The organism is Gluconobacter japonicus (assembly GCF_002723975.1).
Classification (GTDB): domain Bacteria; phylum Pseudomonadota; class Alphaproteobacteria; order Acetobacterales; family Acetobacteraceae; genus Gluconobacter; species Gluconobacter japonicus.
Map to the genome: position 1 here is coordinate 73,418 of NZ_BEWO01000008.1, position 19,392 is coordinate 92,809.

General features: G+C 57.4%; 13 protein-coding genes. 5 read left to right on the forward strand and 8 right to left on the reverse strand.

Translation table 11 applies throughout. The features are described from left to right. The first annotated feature begins 9 nt into the window (after positions 1-9). The 3 genes from parE to GJA01_RS07395 all read left to right on the forward strand — a co-directional run bounded on the left by parE (position 10) and on the right by GJA01_RS07395 (position 5,242). The gene (gene parE, locus GJA01_RS07385; protein ID WP_062017691.1) at positions 10-2,025 is read left to right on the forward strand and encodes a DNA topoisomerase IV subunit B; all 2,016 of its coding nucleotides are present in this window, start codon (positions 10-12) and stop codon (positions 2,023-2,025) included. Positions 2,026-2,027: 2 nt separating this feature from the next. Beyond that, positions 2,028-2,924, forward strand: a complete 897-nt coding sequence (locus tag GJA01_RS07390; RefSeq protein ID WP_062504075.1) for an EamA family transporter — start codon at positions 2,028-2,030, stop codon at positions 2,922-2,924. A 155-nt stretch (positions 2,925-3,079) separates the two neighbouring features. Beyond that, a complete protein-coding gene (locus GJA01_RS07395; protein WP_062504073.1) occupies positions 3,080-5,242 on the forward strand; it encodes a TonB-dependent receptor in 2,163 nt (720 codons plus the stop codon). A 41-nt stretch (positions 5,243-5,283) separates the two neighbouring features. On the opposite strand, the gene dld is transcribed toward GJA01_RS07395, so the two are convergent. The 5 genes from dld to ileS all read right to left on the reverse strand — a co-directional run bounded on the left by dld (position 5,284) and on the right by ileS (position 13,069). Beyond that, complete coding sequence (gene dld / locus GJA01_RS07400; RefSeq protein ID WP_062504071.1) at positions 5,284-6,999, reverse strand: D-lactate dehydrogenase; 1,716 nt, start codon at positions 6,997-6,999, stop codon at positions 5,284-5,286. Positions 7,000-7,181: 182 nt separating this feature from the next. Further along, positions 7,182-9,050 (reverse strand): DNA mismatch repair endonuclease MutL, encoded by a 1,869-nt coding sequence (gene mutL / locus GJA01_RS07405; RefSeq protein ID WP_062504069.1) that lies wholly within the window; start codon positions 9,048-9,050, stop codon positions 7,182-7,184. A gap of 35 nt (positions 9,051-9,085) precedes the next feature. Further along, entirely contained in the window at positions 9,086-9,661 is a 576-nt protein-coding gene (locus tag GJA01_RS07410; RefSeq protein WP_062504067.1) for a DUF3035 domain-containing protein, read from the reverse strand. Between the two features lie 49 nt (positions 9,662-9,710). After that, positions 9,711-10,223, reverse strand: a complete 513-nt coding sequence (gene lspA, locus GJA01_RS07415) for a signal peptidase II (protein WP_082778436.1) — start codon at positions 10,221-10,223, stop codon at positions 9,711-9,713. Continuing rightward, the gene (gene ileS / locus GJA01_RS07420; RefSeq protein ID WP_062504065.1) at positions 10,223-13,069 is read right to left on the reverse strand and encodes an isoleucine--tRNA ligase; all 2,847 of its coding nucleotides are present in this window, start codon (positions 13,067-13,069) and stop codon (positions 10,223-10,225) included. The genes lspA and ileS overlap by 1 nt, the downstream gene beginning before the upstream one ends. 258 nt (positions 13,070-13,327) lie before the next feature. Between ileS and GJA01_RS07425 the strand changes: the two genes are divergently transcribed. After that, entirely contained in the window at positions 13,328-14,293 is a 966-nt protein-coding gene (locus tag GJA01_RS07425) for a TraB/GumN family protein (RefSeq protein WP_062504136.1), read from the forward strand. An 86-nt stretch (positions 14,294-14,379) separates the two neighbouring features. Beyond that, positions 14,380-15,156 carry a tetratricopeptide repeat protein gene (locus GJA01_RS07430; protein ID WP_062504134.1) on the forward strand — a complete coding sequence of 259 codons (777 nt, stop codon included), beginning with the start codon at positions 14,380-14,382 and terminating at the stop codon, positions 15,154-15,156. Between the two features lie 19 nt (positions 15,157-15,175). On the opposite strand, the gene GJA01_RS07435 is transcribed toward GJA01_RS07430, so the two are convergent. The 3 genes from GJA01_RS07435 to mtnC form a co-directional block, all read right to left on the reverse strand. Beyond that, complete coding sequence (locus tag GJA01_RS07435; RefSeq protein WP_062504063.1) at positions 15,176-17,569, reverse strand: TonB-dependent receptor; 2,394 nt, start codon at positions 17,567-17,569, stop codon at positions 15,176-15,178. 222 nt (positions 17,570-17,791) lie between these two features. Next, positions 17,792-18,715, reverse strand: coding sequence for a bifunctional riboflavin kinase/FAD synthetase (locus tag GJA01_RS07440; RefSeq protein ID WP_062016407.1), 924 nt, complete (start codon positions 18,713-18,715; stop codon positions 17,792-17,794). Beyond that, the gene (gene mtnC, locus GJA01_RS07445; RefSeq protein ID WP_062504061.1) at positions 18,712-19,392 is read right to left on the reverse strand and encodes an acireductone synthase; all 681 of its coding nucleotides are present in this window, start codon (positions 19,390-19,392) and stop codon (positions 18,712-18,714) included. Before mtnC ends, GJA01_RS07440 begins: the two co-directional genes overlap by 4 nt.

Below are 19,392 nucleotides of genomic sequence, written 5' to 3' on the forward strand. Positions count from 1 at the left end.
AACGCAGACATGAGCGATCTGTTCGAGTCAGGCAAAGCAGGAAACACCAGGGCGTCCAGAAGCCGTAAGGACGCTGCTGGCACAGAGTATGGCGCACAGGACATTGAAGTCCTGGAAGGGCTGGAGCCCGTACGCCGTCGCCCTGGAATGTATATCGGCGGGACGGATGATAACGCCTATCATCATCTGGCTTCCGAAATTCTTGATAATGCCATGGATGAAGCCGTGGCGGGTCATGCCAGCAGCATTGAGATGCGGCTGGAAGGACCACGCACTCTTATGGTGCGGGATAATGGTCGAGGCATCCCAACCGACCCTCACCCCAAATTTCCCAAGAAATCCGCCCTTGAAGTGATTTTCACGACGCTTCATGCAGGCGGCAAGTTCTCTGGCAAAGCCTACGACACATCTGGCGGTTTGCACGGTGTTGGCAGTTCGGTTGTCAATGCGCTTTCCGAAAAGCTGGAAGTTGAAGTCGCACGGGATCGCCTGCTGTATCGACAGGAATTCTCACGAGGTATTCCCCTTGGTCCGCTGGCTGAGGTCGGCAATGCCCCGAACCGCCGCGGCACTACGGTCCGCTTCACGCCGGACCCGGAAATTTTCGGGACTATCCATTTTTCCGCCGCGCGCCTCTATCGGCTCTGCTGCTCCAAGGCGGCGCTGTTCCGTGGTGTGGCCATTCAGTGGAAGTGTGAACCAGACCTTATCAAGACCGGTGACGAAACTCCTACTGAGGCTCTGATCCAGTTCCCAAATGGGCTGGAAGATGCGCTGACAGCGGAACTGGGGCCGGACCCAGCGCTTCTGACTCCCCTTTGGGCGGGTGAAGCTGAGCTCCCCCTTGCTGCTGATGGCCGGACAGGCGGCAAGGTAGAATGGGCAGTCGCTTTCCTTGAGAGCGGCAACGCGTCTCTGGTCTCTTACTGCAACACCATCCCAACGCCGCAGGGCGGCACACACGAAGCGGGTTTCCGTGCGGCACTCGTCAAAGGCTTTCGGGCATGGGGCGATCAGCGCAAGGTCAAGCGGGCAGCAGCCATCACGGCTGAGGACGTTCTGGGATCCGTTGCGGCCAAACTATCCGTGTTCATCCGCGATCCGCAGTTTCAGGGACAGACCAAGGACAAGCTGACCAATCAGGAAGCCTCACGCCTTGTCGAGGGCGCGCTGAGGGATCGAATCGATCACTGGCTGGGTGGAAATCCACAGCAGGCTGACAATCTTCTAGCCTTTATGATCGAGCGCGCGGAAGAACGTCTGCGCCGCCGCGAGGTCAAGGAAACGGCTCGAAAGAGTGCGACTCGCAAGCTTCGCCTTCCTGGTAAGCTGACCGACTGTACGCGGGAAAATGCCTCCGAGACGGAACTGTTCCTCGTTGAGGGCGAATCCGCCGGTGGTTCCGCACGGCAGGCGCGCGATCGTGAGACACAGGCCGTTCTTCCGCTTCGTGGCAAAATTCTCAACGTGGCGTCTGCCACGGCTGACAAGCTACGGGCGAATCAGGAATTGCGCGATCTGACGGAAGCGCTGGGGTGTGGGCTGGGATCGTCATTCGACATCAGCCGCCTGCGCTATGGTCGTGTCATCATCATGACGGATGCTGACGTAGATGGCGCACATATCGCTTCCCTGCTCATGACGTTTTTCTACCGGGAGATGCCGGAGCTGATCCGTCATGGTCATCTGCATCTGGCGCAACCGCCGCTCTATCGCCTGACGCATGGCGCAAAGACGATCTATGCCATGGATGATCTGGACCGGGATCGTCGGATCAAGGCGGATTTCAAGGCCAACGCCAAGGTGGAAGTGTCCCGATTCAAAGGGTTGGGTGAGATGCCTGTGAAGGATCTCAAGGAAACCACGATGGATCCGTCCCGCCGGACTCTTTTGCGCGTTATAGCCCCCCCCGAGGATCGGGCACTCACCAGCGAACGCGTGGAAAGTCTGATGGGACGCAAACCGGAACTTCGTTTCCGCTTCATCCAGGAACATGCCCGTTCTGTTGAAGATCTCGACGTCTGAATGTGAAGAGCGGTGTGCAATCCGTTGAAAAATACGGTCAACTCAAGGCTGTAGGGCTTTTGATCGGGGGGATTTCTTCCTTCCAGATCGGGGCCACCCTGGCCAAGGGGCTTTTCCCGTTATTCGGCCCGACCGGGATGGTGGGACTGCGTGTCTGTATGGCGGCGCTGATCCTTCTGACAATCTGGCGCCCTACCCGCATGACCCTGACGCCTGCGGCCTGGAAGCTCCTGCTGCCTTATGGTGCGTCCGTTGCGGTCATGAATTTCTGCTTCTACATCGCCTTGGTTCGGCTTCCGTTGGGCATCGTGGTAGCGTTGGAGTTCACTGGCCCGCTGACCCTTGCCCTGACCGGGTCGCGCCGCTGGTTGGATCTTTGCTGGGCCCTCTTTGTCATTGCCGGCCTGTATCTGCTCCTTCGCCCTGAAACAGCGGTTGTGCCGGGGACTCTGCACCATCTGGATCTGTTCGGGATCTGTGCGGCACTACTCAGCGGATGTGGATGGATTGTCTACATCCTGACGGGGACACGGATGGGCAAAATCCTGGATGCCGGGCAGGCCACAACGCTGGGCATGACCACAGCAGGTATCCTGTTGCTCCCCTGCCTCATTCCGACAATCCCGACCGTCATTACCCATCCCTGGCAGGGAGGCGCTGCCCTGAGCGTAGCGGTTCTGTCTTCGGCTGTTCCCTATATTCTGGATATGATGGCGATGCGTCGTCTGAAGCCTAGGGATCTGGGCATCCTGCTGAGTATGGAGCCAATGCTTGGAGCTATTTCAGGCTGGATTTTCCTAGGGGAAGGTCTGTCTGCTGCACGCTGGATGGGCGTTCTGTGTATTGTGGTTGCGTCGCTCGGGAACGTGTTGACGGCCAAGAAGGTCGCTGCTCACTAACCGTCGGAGAGCAGTAAGGTGCTCTCTTCGCGAGATTGCGCTTTATCCATCCGGCTTATTTGGAAAATGCCCGATATCGTTTGTCATAACTTTCTCATGGTAATGAATCTGTAACGTGACGTAAGTGAGAATAATTCTCATTTACGGAAAGACAGATGACAACGTTCAAGACGACGGCCCTTGCGTGTGCAGGTCTTTCTCTCCTGGCGGGCGGCACCGTTCAGGCTGCTGCCGAGCCGCAAAATTCCACTACAGATAGCCAGAACCGGAAGCCGTCTTCCGCAAAAGCCTCTCACAGGAGTGAGCATATTCATGTTCATGCGGACCCTCACTCCTATGCCGCAACTACCAGCAGCATCGCGGACAAACTTCCGACGACATTCCTGCAGCAAACACAGACGACCAACGTCGTCACGCATCAGGTCATTGAGGACATGACGCCCCAGACCATGGAAGACGTCGCAAAATATGTGCCCGGCATCTCCATCGGCAATAATTTCGGCGGGACGCAGGATGATCTGATGAAGCGCGGTTTTGGAGCCACGGATGATGGTTCCATCCTGCGGAACGGCGTACGGATGCCAACAGGCCGCAACTTCGATCTTGCGACAACCGAACGGGTTGAGGTGCTGAAGGGACCTGCCTCCCTGTTTTACGGCATGCAGGAGCCGGGGGGCGTTATCAATGTCATTACCAAACAGCCACGCAAGACCTGGGGTGGCAGTCTTGGCACAACGTGGTCTTCATTAGGAGGTGGGTATGGACATGCTGATGTTGGAGGCCCCCTTACACGCGGGCTCAGTTTCCGTCTGATTGGATCTTTCAAAAACGAAAACTACTGGCGCAACTTCGGTTCGAACCGACAGAAGCTGGTGGCCCCGTCCCTGCATTTCGAACGAGGCCGTTTTACAGCCGATCTCTCCTATGAATGGGCCGAATATGACAACACTCTGGACCGAGGTGCCGTCTTCTCGAACGGTCACGCCATCAGCGGCCCTAGCAAACGACTGGATGAAAGCTGGGCACGCTCATTCGGAGATCGGCATCTGCTGGCAACAGGTTTCCAGTACCGCCTGACCGAACATGACCGCATTCGTCTTTCCGGTGGCTGGAACCACGACAACTATCACGACAAACAGGCTGATCCTTCTGCCTACAATGCCGTGACCGGTGTGCTGACGCGGCGTTATCGCAGCAATACAGGCACGATACGTGCCAACGGCTATGTGTCTCTCGACTACATTTCCGATCATGTCCTGTGGGGCATGAAGCATGATCTTGTTGTGGGAACGGACTATGAAAACCGCCAGCAAAATCAGGGGGCTTTCATTGATGGCAGCCGACAGGGCGGTTTCTATCCTTCAAACCCCGTGTACGGGATGCTGAAGCCGGTTGGCCCGGTCAATGTTAACAACAGTGACTGGCGCCAGCATATCAACAACGCCTCTGGTTACATCAAGGACAACATCCATCTGGGTCATGGGCTGATTCTGGCGCCGGGGCTACGCTATCAGTGGTTCCATATTACTTATGGGGGCCGTCGCCCCTATGTGCAGACGACCGATTCTTCCTACACGAAACCCCTGCCCTTCGTGGCACTGGTGTACCAGCTTGGGGAAAACGTCTCATTTTACGGAGATTATTCCCAGTCCTTCACCCCCAACCAGCTTGATGCCGGAAGTGTGCTGGATGGTGGATACAAACCAACCATGGGGCGGCAGTTTGAAGTTGGTGCCCGTTACCAGAACCGTTTCCTGACGGCTGATGTCGCACTCTACAACATTCACAAAAAGAACGTTCAACAGTCTGCCGGACTGGATGACTCCGGCAACACGATTCAACGTCTGGCGGGGCTGGTAGGCTCCAAGGGCATTGAAGCCAGCATGACAGGAAAGCTGACCCATCATCTGAACATTCTTGCCAACTATGCTTTCACTTATGCCCGCATCCTACGCGATACACCGACGGATAAAGGAAAGCTTGTCGCCAATGTTGCCAAGCATACGGGGGGTGGATACCTGACTTATGAAACGTCTCTTCCCTGGCTCAAGACAACCATGCGAATTGGCGCGGGGGCTCGGTATGTCGGTCGACGGGCGGGAGATCTGAACAACACGTTCTGGCTGCCAGCCTATACAACGGTTGATGCTTTTGCATCGTGGCATACGGGGCGCCTGCTGGGTCACGACACGTCTCTTCAGGTCAATGCCACCAACCTTGCCAACAAAGCCTATTTTGTCTCTACGGCAGGTACGCCCATGCGCGTTTCATGGGGTCAGGGCCGAACCGTCCATGTCGGGATTGAAGTCGGCTTCTAAAAGAAATCTGGTGTGTTCAACACACCAGATCATAGTCCGATTCAAACGCTCTCGGCGACCCAGTTCCGCTTTTTGGTCGCCTTGCCAATGCCAGGATTGAAGCAGTTACAGGGATCGAGACTGCGATAATGCTCGATCATCTCTTCCGGTGCGTCATAGAGGTGACCGACATTATGCTCGGCTGGATATCGTGCCCCGCGCGCGTCCAGCCCTGGCAACATGGAATGTTCCACGGCCATGGCGTTGTAGCCTTTCTTCACCACGTAATCCTGGTGCATCACGTGGCAGAAGAAGTGACCGTAATAAAGTTTGACAATAATCTTGTCTTCGATGTCCTGAGGCAGCGTCTCGAACCAGTCCCGATCATTCCGACGCAGTGCCACATCAAGCGCCACAATGTCTTCTGCCGTCTTTGAATGGATGGCCCGATAGCGGATGGCGGCTCCGGCTGCTGCAAAACGATGCAGGAAGGCCAGCTTTCCTTCTTCTGGCGTACAGGCGAAGAAATCCCCTCCCGTTTGTGAGCGCCAGTTTTCCAGATAGGCTTTTACGGGTGCGGCCAGTTCGGCAGAGACCTTGAGCATCAGATGATGTTCGAAGCGGTCCCGGAACTCACACATCCGGGCCGGAAGCTGCTTGGGAAGGATCTTGCTGAATGCCTGAAGCAGCAGATCGCTCAGGTGGCCAGAAATACCGGGAATACGCTGCACGGCAATGTCGAACCGGGATTTCATGCCGAAGAACGTCGGCAGGAATCGCGTCCCCATATAGCGAATGATGGCGGTTGTATCCTTGCCATACACCTCGGCGATGTTGAACGCATCGCGATGAATGTATTCGCCCGCAATCGGCAATTCATCGAAGCTGGTCAGGATATGACGGCGCAGGTCTTCAAGGTCATGCGTGCTGTTGGTACCGATGTAGAACACGGCCGGGTTTCGGTTGGCCTTGAACGTATCGAGGCGAACAGCAAAGACCACCAGCTTGCCTGCACAACCTGCGGCTTCATGCCAGCGGTTCGGGTCCGCATTGAAGCGCGCGGGGGTTTCGGCATCCACGTCCCGGACGTGCTGGGCATAGCCCGCGTCATGACCGCGGCCCGCGTTCCAGTCGATGGCATTTTCAGGAAACTGCCCATTCTGCACGGCGGATAGGATCTGTTCTGAATCACCGTCCAGCCGGATGCCCAGATGATTGACGAGATGCAGCTTTCCATCTGTTCCCATCTGACCGAACAGGGCCATTTCCGTGAAAGCCGGCCCACGCTGGACAAGGGCGCCACCGGAATTGTTGCTGACGCCCCCCAGAACGGAGGCACCGATGCAGGAAGACCCGATCACGGAATGCGGTTCACGACCGATTTTGGCGAGTTTTTCTTCAAGATCGTGCAAGGAGGAGCCTGGCAGACAAACAACCTGCCTACCCTCACCGATCAGATGGATACCATCCAGCCGGTTTGTGCTGATGATGACGATCTCGCGGTCATAATCATTCCCGTCCGGCGTGGAACCACCCGTCAGACCCGTATTGGCGGCCTGCATGATGATGATTTTACCGCTCTCCGCACAGAGCTTGGAGGTTTTCCAGAGTTCGACAAGATTTCCGGGCTGAAGAACGGCCAGAACGTCTCCAAGACCGAAACGGTAACCTTTGCGAAAACGGTATGTCGCGTTGGGCTTCGTGAGAACGTGGCGTCGGCCCACGACCGAGCGAAGAGTGTCGAGGAAAGCCGCGTTATCGCTGGACGTGGTCGACATGTCTGGAATGTTCCTTATGCCACAGACAGCCCCGTAGAATTAACCACAGGGCTGTCAGGGCGTGTTGAGTTCAGAGGTAAACATCTGTCGAAAGGCAAAGCCACAAAACAAGCCTCTGCAACGCGTATCGTCCATGCCTCAGGTCAAAGACGCATGTCACGATTAAGAGAGGATTATGGCCGCTATTTGATACGCCCGAACAGCCGCTCGATTTCGCTCCGCGTCAGCTTCAACCAGGTTGGGCGACCATGAGAACAGGTATTGGCGCGGGGCGTGCGTTCCATTTCCCGCAGGAGCGCATCCATTTCTTCAGGCTTCAGGCGTCGTCCGGCCCGAATACTGCCATGACACGCCATGCGGGCCAGAATAGCATCCAACCGGTTGGAGAAGCTGTCCGTATTGCCAGCCTCAAGGTCTGGATCATTGGCCAGTTCATCCCCGACATCCCGCAGAAGGCCCTGAACATCCTTCGTCCCTAAAAGGGCGGGAACGGAGCGCAGCAATACGCTCCCCGGTCCGAAAGACTCCAGATCCATTCCCAGTCGGGACAGGTCTTCAGAACGTGCCAGCAGCGCCTCTGCCTCACGGCGGGGAAGGTCAATGACTTCCGGCAGAAGAAGCGCCTGCGAACGAAGCGCTCCACTGGCGTATTGTTCCCGCAGACGTTCATGCGTCAGACGTTCATGCGCGGCGTGCTGATCCACAAGAACAAGATCACCATCCGGAGCGACGGCAATGATGTAGGTATCGAAAACCTGTGCGACGGAGGCCCCCAGCGGAAAGGCTGGGTCCAGATGTTCCGGAACAGGCTGAGGCGGACGCGCGGCAGGGGTAAATCCGGCGTCCTGCTCTGCAAACCCTGAACGCTCAGTCTGCGGTATCGATGAAGTAGAAGGGCGAGAAAGTGAAGGAGCAGCAAAAGGAAGTGTGGCCGGAGCATCAGCGCGAACAGGCGGATTGACCGGCACGTCCAAACGGGGCGGATAGGAAATGGATGGGCGCGAAGGACGGATGCCAAAGCTGGCATGAATACCGCCGCCACCGCTGGAACCATGTCCCAGGGCGCGGCCCAGTCCGCCAATCACCAACGCCTTCACTTCCGCTTCGTCTGCAAAGCGCAGTTCCGTTTTGGCGGGATGGACGTTCACGTCCAGCCGTTCCAGCGGCACCTTGAGGTGGAGCGCCATCACGGGAAAGCGGCCACGCTCAATGACAGGACGATAGGCGACACGGATCGCCGTCCGGAGCATAGGGTCTGTCACCGGGCGATGATTCACGAGAATGAACTGGCCCGATCCGGTCGCACGGGTTTTTGCCGGGCCGCAGGCAAAGCCGGACAGGCGGATATGGCCCCGTTCTTCGTCCAGCGGAATCAGTGTGTCAGGCGTTGTATCGAGAACCGCAGCGGCCCGGGCGACCGGGCTTTGTTCTGGCAGATCGAACAGAAGCTTGTCGTCCAGAGTAACCCGCATGGCGCACTGCGGTGCGCTCAGAGCCAAACGCCGCATGACGGATTCGGCGTGACTGTTCTCGACCCTTGGGCTTTTGAGGAACTTGCGACGGGCTGGTGTGGCAAAAAAGAGGTCTGTCACCACGATCCGCGTCCCGACAGGGCCGGAAGACGGCTGCGGTGGCGTGATGATGCCGCCATCGACACGGAGACACCATGCCGTATCGGACTCGGACGTGCGGGAGGTTATGGACAGCCGGGCACTGGCGCCAATGGATGGAAGTGCTTCTCCGCGGAACCCAAGCGTACGGATCTGGACAAGCCGTTCGTCCTGCAATTTCGAGGTACAGTGACGCTGAACAGCCATTTCCAGCTCTTCAGGCGTCATGCCGCAACCATTATCGGTCACGTCGATGCGGTCTGTGCCTCCTGCGCGTAACGCGACGACAAGGCGCGTGGCTCCAGCATCAATCGCGTTTTCGACAAGCTCCTTGAGCGCTGCCGCAGGACGTTCGATGACTTCGCCGGCCGCAATCAGGTCAACGACATGACCTGAGAGGCGACGGATAATGGGGCGAAGAATTGACGATTTTTCAGACAGGACTGTGTCTCACGATCCTGGAGGAACGTGCTGTCTTACAGCACGCCCAGAAAATGCGTGGCCTTTTTCTTGACCGTCGGTGTGGCGCCTGTAGCAGGGTTACGACCCAGAGCCGAGTTCTCACGAATGCGACGATTTTCGGCGTCTCCATCCACAACAGAACCAGCCTGACCGCCCTTCCAGAACATCAGGTTATCAACGAAACCAGCGTCAGCTGCTCCGAGTTCCGCATTGTTCGGCGCATTGGAGGCCTTGTCCGCTTGACCAACCAGCGCGGACTGACCGCTGCTGTTCTCACCTGTGATCGGGTGGAGAGCCGTATCAGGCGAGAGGGTTTCCAGCGCCTGCATACGCGGGCTCTCATCGGGACGATGTGCATCATCAGCGCCCGGAAGCTGCATCTTTTCTGAGGGTGGCATGGAGAGCGGTGCACGCGTCGTGACGGTGTATTCGTCCGGCATGTAGCGTTCCATGCCGAAGGCGCGCTCCAGATCACTCCCTGAGCAACCGGACAGCATCAGGCCAAATGAAGCGATTGCACCCATCTGTACGCTGAGACGGGCAACTGGAAGACGGTTACGGCGCATTGAGGGACCCTGGGACGCGATCATGATGGGATAGTCCTACAGTCCGCGCCGCGTGGGGGCAAGCTCCGCTTGTTCAGCGCGGCTGACTGTTACGTTCAGCAAGAAGGGAGTCGATCAGCCAGACGGCCACGCCGCAGACGATGCCGGCATCCGCCACGTTGAACACATACCAGGACCAGCCAAACGCATGCGCGTGCAGAAAGTCCACGACCGCGCCATAACGCAGGCGGTCAATGACGTTGCCGATAGCACCGCCCGCAATGGCGCCACAGGCTCCGGCTACCAGCGTGCGGCGGGTCTTCGTCATGGTCCAGACCAGCAGGCCGACAGCCAGCAGCGAAACCGTGCAGAAGACCAGGGGGCCTTTGCTGCCCAGACCGCCGAACATTCCGAACGTCACGGCATGGTTCCAGACCATGGTGAAGTTCAGGAATGGCAGAATCTGGACGGACCCTTTTTCTGGCAAATTATAACCGTAAAGAATCCAGTCCTTGCTGGCCTGATCCAGAACAAGGACCAGAACCAGCAGGGCGAGCCCAAGAACAAGCCGCCCCATGCGGCTCATACCTTCCTGCCAGAGGGACATCAGGCACTCACCACGCTGACGCAGCGGCGGCACAGGGCCGGATGCTTGGCATTTTCGCCAACATCAGGCAGAACCTTCCAGCAACGGGCGCATTTGTGACCCGGCGCACGCTCGACCTGCGGACCGCCATGAGCGGTTTCGCCGGGTAGAAGCTCGATCTCTGCATGGGAGGTGATGAGCAGTTCGGCCCAGTCGATCCCCGTGAGAGACGCGGCTTCTTCTTGCGAGATCGGCAAAGTGACACTGGCTTCGAGGGAAGCTCCGATCGTACCGTCACGGCGGGCTGTTTCCAGCTCTGTCGTGACAAGGCGACGATAGGCGCGGATTTCGTCCCAGTTTGCACCAAGTTCCGGGTTATTCCACTCAGCATCCGGTTCAAAGAACTGCTCCAGATGGATGCTGCTTTCTTCACCGAAACGGGCGTTCCAGGCTTCTTCCGCTGTGAAGACCAGCACCGGAGCAAGCCATGTGCAGAGCGCGCGGTGCAGGATGTCCAGAACCGTGCGGGCCGCACGGCGCGTTGGGTCAGACGGCGCATCGCAGTAGATCGCGTCCTTGCGGATATCGAAATAGAAGGCCGACAGATCTGTTGTACAGAAGCCGTGCAGCGCCGGGTAGACGCCGACCCACTGGTGCGTTTCAACCGCCTTACTGATCAGGCCACGCAGTTCAGACAGGCGGTGCAGGATATACTGCTCAAGCGGCGGCATTTCGGCATACGAGACAGCTTCCTCTTCCGTGAAGCCATCCAGCGCGCCCAGCAACCAGCGCAGGGTGTTGCGCAGACGGCGATAGAGTTCGCCCTGCTGCTTGAGGATCTCGTTGCCGATCCGCAGATCTTCGTTGGTGTCGGAGTTCAGAACCCACAGGCGCAGAATGTCAGCACCCAGCGAGTCCGTCACGTCTGCCGGAGCAATGACGTTGCCAAGGGACTTGGACATCTTGCGGCCCTGCTCGTCCAGTACGAAGCCGTTCGTCACAACAGCCTTGTAAGGAGAGACGCCGCGTGTCCCGACACTTTCCAGCAGGGACGATTGGAACCAGCCGCGATGCTGATCAGAGCCTTCAAGATACAGGTCTGCCGGGAAATTCAGGCCTTCCTGCCCCAGCGCGAACTGATGTGAGGAGCCGGATTCGAACCAGACATCCACGATATCGAAGACCTGCTCGTAATCTGCCGGATCACGGTTCGGACCAAGGAAAACAGCGGGGTCCGTATCATACCAGACGTCCGCGCCCTTTTCGTTAAAGGCTTGGACGATGCGGTCCATGACCTCGGCGTCACGCAGGACTTCTCCGCTCCGCTTCTCGACGAAAACGGCAATCGGCACGCCCCAGGCGCGCTGACGGGAGATACACCAGTCCGGACGCTGCTCGACCATGGAGGTCAGACGGCGACGGGCGGCTTCCGGAACGAAGGTGACGGGATCAAGCGCTTTGAGGGCTTTCTCACGCAGCTTCGTTTCCCCATCCATCGCAATGAACCACTGCGGCGTGGCGCGGAAGATGATCGGAGCTTTGGAGCGCCAGGAATGCGGATAGGAATGACGGATCTTGCTGCGGGCCATAAGGCCGGTTGCAGGAGCATCATCATGTTCAGCGGACTGGCGCGCTTCCGTCAGCAGATCGCAGACCGGATCGGCGGCCTTGAAGACATGGATACCCTCGAGATGCGGCACCCAAGCGGCATAGCGGCCGTCATCCTGCACCAGTTCTGGCACTTCGATGCCGAACTGGCGGCAGACGATAAAGTCATCCTGACCGTGCGACGGCGCCATGTGGACAAGGCCCGTACCAGCGTCTGTCGTGACGAAATCGCCCGGCAACATCGGGACATCATATTCGTAGCCACGGCCACGCAGCGGATGGGCCGCAATGGCGCCTTCCAGTGCGCTGCCGGGCAGCGTGTAGAGGATATGATGAGCACTGATCCCGGTTTCGGCACAGAACGCCTCGACACGGTCTTCCGCGATCAGGAGACGCGCGCCCTGCGGCACAACGCTGGCTTCCGTGATCTCGTCAGCACGCAGAACCACATAGGTGATGTCCGGACCGTAAGCGAGTGCACGGTTGGCCGGAATGGTCCAGGGCGTCGTGGTCCAGATGACGGCGGAGACGCCTTCGAGCGCATCGCCGGGGGTCGGGTCTTTCAGGATCGGGAACGCGACGAAGATCGTGGTGGAGTCGACGTCGTGGTATTCGATCTCGGCTTCGGCCAGGGCGGTCTTTTCAACCGGGCTCCACATGACGGGGCGCAGGCCACGATACAGACCGCCGTTCAGCAGAAACTTGCCGATTTCCGCCACGATTTTGGCTTCGGAGCTGAAGTCCATCGTGACGTAACGGTTAGCCCATTCCGCCTGAACGCCGATCCGCTTGAAGTCTTCCGCCTGCTTGCTCACCCATTCGGCGGCATACTGGCGACATTCCGCGCGGAACTGGAGCAGGGGCACCTGATCCTTGTCCTTGCCGGCCTTGCGGTACTGTTCCTCGATCCGCCATTCGATCGGCAGACCATGACAGTCCCAGCCCGGCTGATAGCGGACTTCGAAACCAGACATACGATGCGCGCGGTTGATGACGTCTTTCATCACCTTGTTGAGCGCATGGCCAATGTGAATGTGCCCGTTGGCGTAGGGCGGTCCGTCATGCAGCGTGAAGACCGGGCGTCCCTTCCCTTCCTCACGGATCTTGCCGTCCAGGTCCATGGCTGCCCAGCGAGCCAGCGTTTCAGGCTCGCGCTTCGGCAGGCCGCCCCGCATGGGGAAGCTGGTGCGCGGCAGGAACACGGTGTCGCGGTAGCGATCCTGCTGTTCTTTGAAGGTCGTATCGGACTTGTCGGACATGGGACGGGCCAACTTTGGTCATTCACACAAAATAAGGGGGACCATATGGAGATTGGGCGGGGATGCGGTCAAGTCTTCTCGCGGGCAACCTCTGCTTCCAAACGGCGGAAAGACGTCTTTATGTGTGCCGGAGACGCTTTTTCAGCAGATTTCATGGCGAATGCGGCAGTTCCGTGAAAAAACTTTCCGCTGGATTGTTTTGGCAGGGCCGTCATGGTGGGCTTCAAACTGTATTATTTCTGCGTTGAAAGCATTCTGATGAAAAGACTTTGGCTGGCTGCCCTTCTTTTTGCGGTTCCCATGCAAGCAATGGCTCAGGCGTCGCGCTGCCCCGCACCGGCCTCCGTCCCCCCAAAGTCTGAACTTCTGCACCTTCTGATGACAGCGCAGGATCGTGGCTTCCTCTGGAAAATCACGAAAGATGGTCATTCTTCCTGGCTCTATGGGACCATTCATGCCTCCCGGCAGGAATGGATGCTCCCCGGCCCCCTGACACGCATGGCCATGATGAAAAGTAATATCGTTGCGCTGGAACTGAATCTTCAGGACCCGGCAACGCTCGCGACGTTGCGCAAACCAGAAGATCCGGACCGCCTGCAACATCTGATCCAGACTGGGCGGAAAAAGAAGCTGGATGATCTGGCAGAAACGCTGTGCCTGCCAGTCGCCAATTTCTCGAAAACGGCTGTAGGGCTGGAGGCAGCCGGGTTGAGTACAGCCGTGGGGCGTGTGGACGGATATTATCCGGACTATGCTGCTGATCTTGTGATTCAGGGCATAGCAGGGGGCATGAAGAAAGATCTCATTGCGCTGGAAGAGGCCCAGACCCAGCGCGATCTGGTCATTGCTGCCAATCAGGCCGATGAAGACGATTTCATTGATACCACCATCAAAAATATCTCTTCTGGCGAGGCTCGCACGGATGAGAAACGCATCGTCGAGATATGGGGACAAAGCGATATGGCACAGCTCCAGCACTACGATGCATGGTGCAAATGCCTTCGCACTCCAAAAGAGCGGGCCGAAACCAAGCGCCTTCTGGATGACCGGAACATTGAAATGGCACGGAAAATCCTGTCGCTGCACGAATCCGGGAAATCCCTGTTCGTTGCCGTTGGTTCCTTGCACATGGCGGGACCCAAAGGTCTTCCGGCTCTGCTAAAACAGGATGGTTTTGACATTCAGCAGGTTGTTCCAGCTGCGACTAATCCCAGTGCACTTTAGCCCGATGCCGGCTTTGCCAGACCTGATGCAGAGGATACACTGAGTTCGCAGTATTCTCTGCTTCGGCTGGCATGGGCGGGTTCGACATGAAGCGTGTTTTCAGAAAAGTTTTTCCGCTTCGGAAAGAGCCAACTCCCGTTCCGTCCCTGCCAGAAAATATTGAGGACATCCGGCAGAAAGCCCTGAAAGGGCATCATCTGGAAATTGTGCAGTGGGGGCAGGTGCTGCTGGACAGTGTGTATGTTCCGAAAGATCCCGCTGGCGCGCTGGAATGGTTTACGATTGCTGCAAAAGCAGGGTTTGGGCCGGGCCATAACATGCGAGGCCGATGCTTCCAGTTTGGATGGGGATGCGACCAGGATCTGACGGAAGCGGCACGCTGTTATGAAGAAGCCGCCAAAGCCGGGGATGAGTGGGGCCGATACAATCTGGGCATTCTAACCATGCGCGGGATCGGTCAGCCTCAGGATCTGCCCAAGGCACTCGATCTGTTCCGAACAGCCGCACAGAACGGCCATGCAAAGTCCATGAACCTGTATGCGCGCTTTCTGGAGGAAGGCTGGGTTGTGTCGCAGGATCGTGCGGCGGCTCTGGACTGGTATCGGAAGTCCGCTGAAGGCGGGGATTACCGGGGACAGCATAATTTTGCGACGGCACTGGCGGATGCGGGTAAGATTGATGAAGCTCTGGACTGGTGGCGCAAGGCTGTTGTGGATGCCACGTCTGACATTCTGCTCGCGATGAACCAGAAGCTCGTTTTGTTAGGGGAAAAGCGCGATACGGCGTTGGAAACCCGCGTTCAAAGACGGCTGCAGGAACTTGGTGTTCCGGTCCCCAACAGTGCGGCTATCAGGCCGGCATGAACCGGCCTGATGTTTTGGGTCAGTATGTTGCGGAAATATTCGCAAGGAACGAGCGACCCACAGACGGCGTCGCACGATCCGAGAAAAGATTGCTGTAGTTGAGACGGTTATCGAGGTTATAGTCGTTCATGGCGATACGCCAGTGCTTGCCAAAATTATGGGAAATAACAGCATCCCACTCCATCGTCGCAGGCACGCGCGCTGTATTGGCCGCGTTGAGCCATACCCCGTCACGCCATGTCAGCCCACCGCCGAAGGTGAGGTTCCAGGGCTTGTTTGGCGCAATCGTGTAGGTGGACCAAATGGTCGCAGAGTTCTTGGGAGCATATTGGATCCGCTTGCCCACATTTGCTGCCGTCAGGGAACTGACGGTGGTCGCATCGTAGTAGGCGTAAGTGCCGATCATGGTCCAGTTCTTCAGGATCTCGCCTGAGACGCTAAGTTCGACGCCCTGATTGCGCTGACTATCGCTGGATGAGGAAACGGTGCCCGTAGAAGCGTCCGTCATGAGGGCGTTGCCCTTTTCAAGACGGAACACCGAGGCTGTGAAGCCCATACGCCCCTGAAACGCATTATATTTGGCGCCGAGTTCATAAAGGCTGCTGCGCTCCGGGCTGAATCCCTGCGTGGAGGATTTCAGAGGCTCGGAACTGTTGGTCACATACAGGCCCATAGGGGTCGTGGATTGTGCCCAGTTGAAATAGACCATGATGTTACTGGTCGGCGTGTACATGAGGCTGACGGTCGGATTGAAAGTATCCTGCGTCTGCCCATAAGACACGCCTGCTCCGGTCGTTCCGCCGTTTGCTGAGTAGTGGCTGTCCCAGTGATCCCAGCGGAAGCCGCCTCGTACGGAGAACCAGGACGTCAGCCAGATCTGGTCAGAGAAGAACGCGCCAACATCGGTGGCGTCACCTGTCTTGTACAGCGCATGTCCGACACCGGAAATATTGACGAGGTTTCCGCTATACTGGCCGACCGATCCAAGCAGCAAACCCGATTGTGTGGACGATGGGTGAAGCAGGCTTGTGGTGTCTTTCTGCGTGCCGTTCTGGCCATTGAAATTATAGGCTTGGTTCGTGCGCCGGTCATACACATGCTCGATATCCACACCGGCAATGATCTCGTGACGCAGGCGCCAGGTCGAGAATTTTGCGACGCCGGAAAATACATCCTGCACGGACCAGTCATTCTGCTGATAAGGTTCTGGGCCGCCCAGATGTCCGCGACGATTGATCTGGGCCGCAGCCGGGTTTGTGAAAAATTCAGCCGCGCAGGTCGTGTCGCAGCCCGGCTGGGAGGCTGAGAAATACCGACTATACAGTCCACCGCGTAAATCATTGTACAGGGTGATATATTTGTTGAGATCAAACTTGAGGCGGCCGGTCAGCATGTCCACGTTCGAGACATCCTGATCATAACTCGTTCCATACCAGTTGTTCCGGTTCAGGCCATATTCTGTACCGGGCTTCGCAATGGCTGTTCCCGGTTTTGTAATCACTGGAACGCCGTAATCCGGAATACGGTTATCGGTCTGGTGGAAATATTCGAGCGTAAACGTCGTTCGCTTTCCGAGGCCAAATGCAATGGAGGGCGCTATGCCCCACCGGTGGGAATAAACATCGTTCCGGCCAACCGTATTGTTCTCGTTTCCCATGCCGGTAATGCGGATGGCTGTGGACTCACCAATTTGCTTGTTGAAATCGAGCGTTCCACGCGCATAGTCGCCAGATCCACCTGAAAGGCTGGCACCGTAGCTGTCCCCCAGATGCGCGACTTTTGTGGTGATATTGATGGCGCCACCGGTCGTACCGTTGCCGAAGACTTCCGAAGATGGCCCCTTGATGACGGTGATGTGGTCGTAATCGAAGCTGTCGCGTGTGTAGACGCCGAAATCACGCAATCCATTCTCGTAGATGTCGTTCTGGGCCTGAAAACCGCGGATCAGGAACTGGTCTCCCGCCATTCCGCCCTCGCCCTCCCCAACAGACGCTGTGATGCCCGGGACATTCCGCAGGGCTTCATCCAGGGATTTCACGTTCTGCTGCTCCATCAGAGCCTTGGGGACCACGTTGATGGTTTGCGGTGTATGCAGAACGTCCTGAGGCATGCGGCTGATGCCCACGGGCGATTGCAGAATGTTCATGGGAGAACCCACAACATGCAGATGCTCTGTCTCGGCAGCGGCAGCTTCGATGCTGTTCGCCTGCGTGGAGACTGACTTTTGCACAACGGGTTCAGGTTGGGTTTTCTGAGATGCAGGAGGCACAACAGCCTGATGGCGACGTCCTTGCGGATGCTTGACTTTATGATGTGGCGAACCGCTCTGGGCGTAGGCCGCAGAAGAGACCAGAGTTAGGCTTGCCGCGAGGGAAACGGCCCCCAGAGGGCGGTTAGAGTGTTTCGAGGACATCGCATCAGGATCCTGTCGTGAGGATAAAAGCGACTTCCTTAGAGAGATAATGCGAATTATTCGCAATATAGCGAATGGGCTTATTTACACATTAAATCATAATATAGAAATTAAGTGACATATTTACCACGCAGGCTTGAGCTGAGCGGGAGAGCGCAAAAAAGAAAGCCGCTCTCGAAATGAGAAGCGGCTTTCTAAAGCAGTATCATGACGACGCGCGAATCAAGCGGACAGGAGAGCCCGAGCCTCCTCGGCGTCCTGAGTGATCCGGGCTTTAAGTTCATCCAAACTGGAAAAACGCTTTTCTTCACGCAGCAGGGCGATCAGAGCAACGCTGAGAGTCTTGCCGTACAGGTCTTCTGAGAAGTCGAACAGATGTGCTTCCAGCCGGCTTTCCTGACCATCATTGATCGTTGGCCGGCGGCCAAGATTGGCGACGCCGGGAATGATGCGTCCGTCAGGCAAGGTCACGCGAACCGCATAAACGCCCCGAGCGGGTTCAAGATGCTGCCCGAGAGGGATATTGGCCGTTGGGAAACCGAGAAGACGGCCTCTCTGGTCCCCGTGTATGACGGGACCGACAATGGACCAGGGTCTTCCCAGCTCCTGAGCAGCGCGTTCGGGATAGCCTTCCTGGAGCAGGCGACGAATCCTGCTGGAAGAGATGGGACCACCTTCATCCGTAAGCTGAGGCACGATCGTGAGTCCAACCCCATGGGGGGACAGAAGGGCTTCGAGAGTCTCCGTATTCCCTGTCCGGCGGTGCCCGAAAGCAAAATCCGCCCCGCAGGCAACATGCACAACACCCAGATGGCGGAGCAGAATATCTTCTACGAAGGCTTCGGCACTCAGATGTGAAAAAGCTTCATCGAACGGAATCTGGAAAACTTCAGAGACGCCCTGCTCTTCCAGCGTCTGCGCCCGGACGGACGGGAGCATCAGGCGACAGGGAGGATCCTGCGGACGAAACAGTTCTCTTGGGTGCGGGTCGAACGTGACGACCGACAGCGGATGATCCGGGCGGGCAGCGCGCAGAGCATGCAGCAAATGAACATGCCCGCGATGGACACCATCAAAATTGCCGAGGGCCGCGACTGTTCCGCGCGCGCTGTCTGGTATGGATCGCCAGTCCGTATGCAGGGTCATGTGGGGAGACTGAACTTCTGGGTGACGTCGTTCAGGTCAGCTGCGTGAGGTGCACCTTCATAGGGGACTGTTTTGTCCTGCGGGCGCACGAGCTGGCAGATCTGAAATCCAGCCTCTTTCGCGGCATCCAGTTCTGCGCCGATATCGGACAGGAAAAGAATTTCTTCTGGCTTCAGAGCGCAGGCCTTGGCGATTTTCGTATAGGACGCCGCGTCTTTCTTGCCGCCTGTCGACAGATCGAAAAAACCGTCGAACAGAGACGTCAGATCACCCTGTTCCGTATAACCGTACAGAAGCTTCTGGGATGGAACGGAGCCCGAAGAATATACGGCCAGACGCAGCCCCCCTTTGGACCATGCTTTCAGGGCTGGTGGCACGTCTTTGTAAAGATCCGCCCGGAGGGTGCCATCTTCGAAGCCCTGCCGCCATGTGATGCCCTGCAACGTCTTAAGCGGGGCGGCTTTCTCGTCCTTTGCCATCCAGTCCTGACAGACCTTCAGCGGATCCTCGCCGGGATGGGAAATCGCAATATCTGCCCGCGCACCGACGACCTGTGGGTTTGTGTGGTCTTCGATCAGGGCTGGAAGTGCCTTGGCCGCATAAGGGAACATGACGTCCCGCACGAAAGAAATCGGCAGGGTTGTGCCTTCGATATCAAGCAGGACGAGACGGATCAT

Excerpts from the sequence above, each read along its gene's own strand:
- parE (WP_062017691.1), top strand. The coding sequence starts at position 10 with ATGAGCGATCTGTTCGAGTCAGGCAAAGCAGGAAACACCAGGGCGTCC.
- GJA01_RS07395 (WP_062504073.1), top strand. The coding sequence starts at position 3,080 with ATGACAACGTTCAAGACGACGGCCCTTGCGTGTGCAGGTCTTTCTCTC.
- dld (WP_062504071.1), bottom strand. The coding sequence starts at position 6,999 with ATGTCGACCACGTCCAGCGATAACGCGGCTTTCCTCGACACTCTTCGC.
- GJA01_RS07410 (WP_062504067.1), bottom strand. The coding sequence starts at position 9,661 with ATGATCGCGTCCCAGGGTCCCTCAATGCGCCGTAACCGTCTTCCAGTT.
- lspA (WP_082778436.1), bottom strand. The coding sequence starts at position 10,223 with ATGTCCCTCTGGCAGGAAGGTATGAGCCGCATGGGGCGGCTTGTTCTT.
- ileS (WP_062504065.1), bottom strand. The coding sequence starts at position 13,069 with ATGTCCGACAAGTCCGATACGACCTTCAAAGAACAGCAGGATCGCTAC.
- GJA01_RS07425 (WP_062504136.1), top strand. The coding sequence starts at position 13,328 with ATGAAAAGACTTTGGCTGGCTGCCCTTCTTTTTGCGGTTCCCATGCAA.
- GJA01_RS07430 (WP_062504134.1), top strand. The coding sequence starts at position 14,380 with ATGAAGCGTGTTTTCAGAAAAGTTTTTCCGCTTCGGAAAGAGCCAACT.
- GJA01_RS07435 (WP_062504063.1), bottom strand. The coding sequence starts at position 17,569 with ATGTCCTCGAAACACTCTAACCGCCCTCTGGGGGCCGTTTCCCTCGCG.
- GJA01_RS07440 (WP_062016407.1), bottom strand. The coding sequence starts at position 18,715 with ATGACCCTGCATACGGACTGGCGATCCATACCAGACAGCGCGCGCGGA.
- mtnC (WP_062504061.1), bottom strand. The coding sequence starts at position 19,392 with ATGATCCGTCTCGTCCTGCTTGATATCGAAGGCACAACCCTGCCGATT.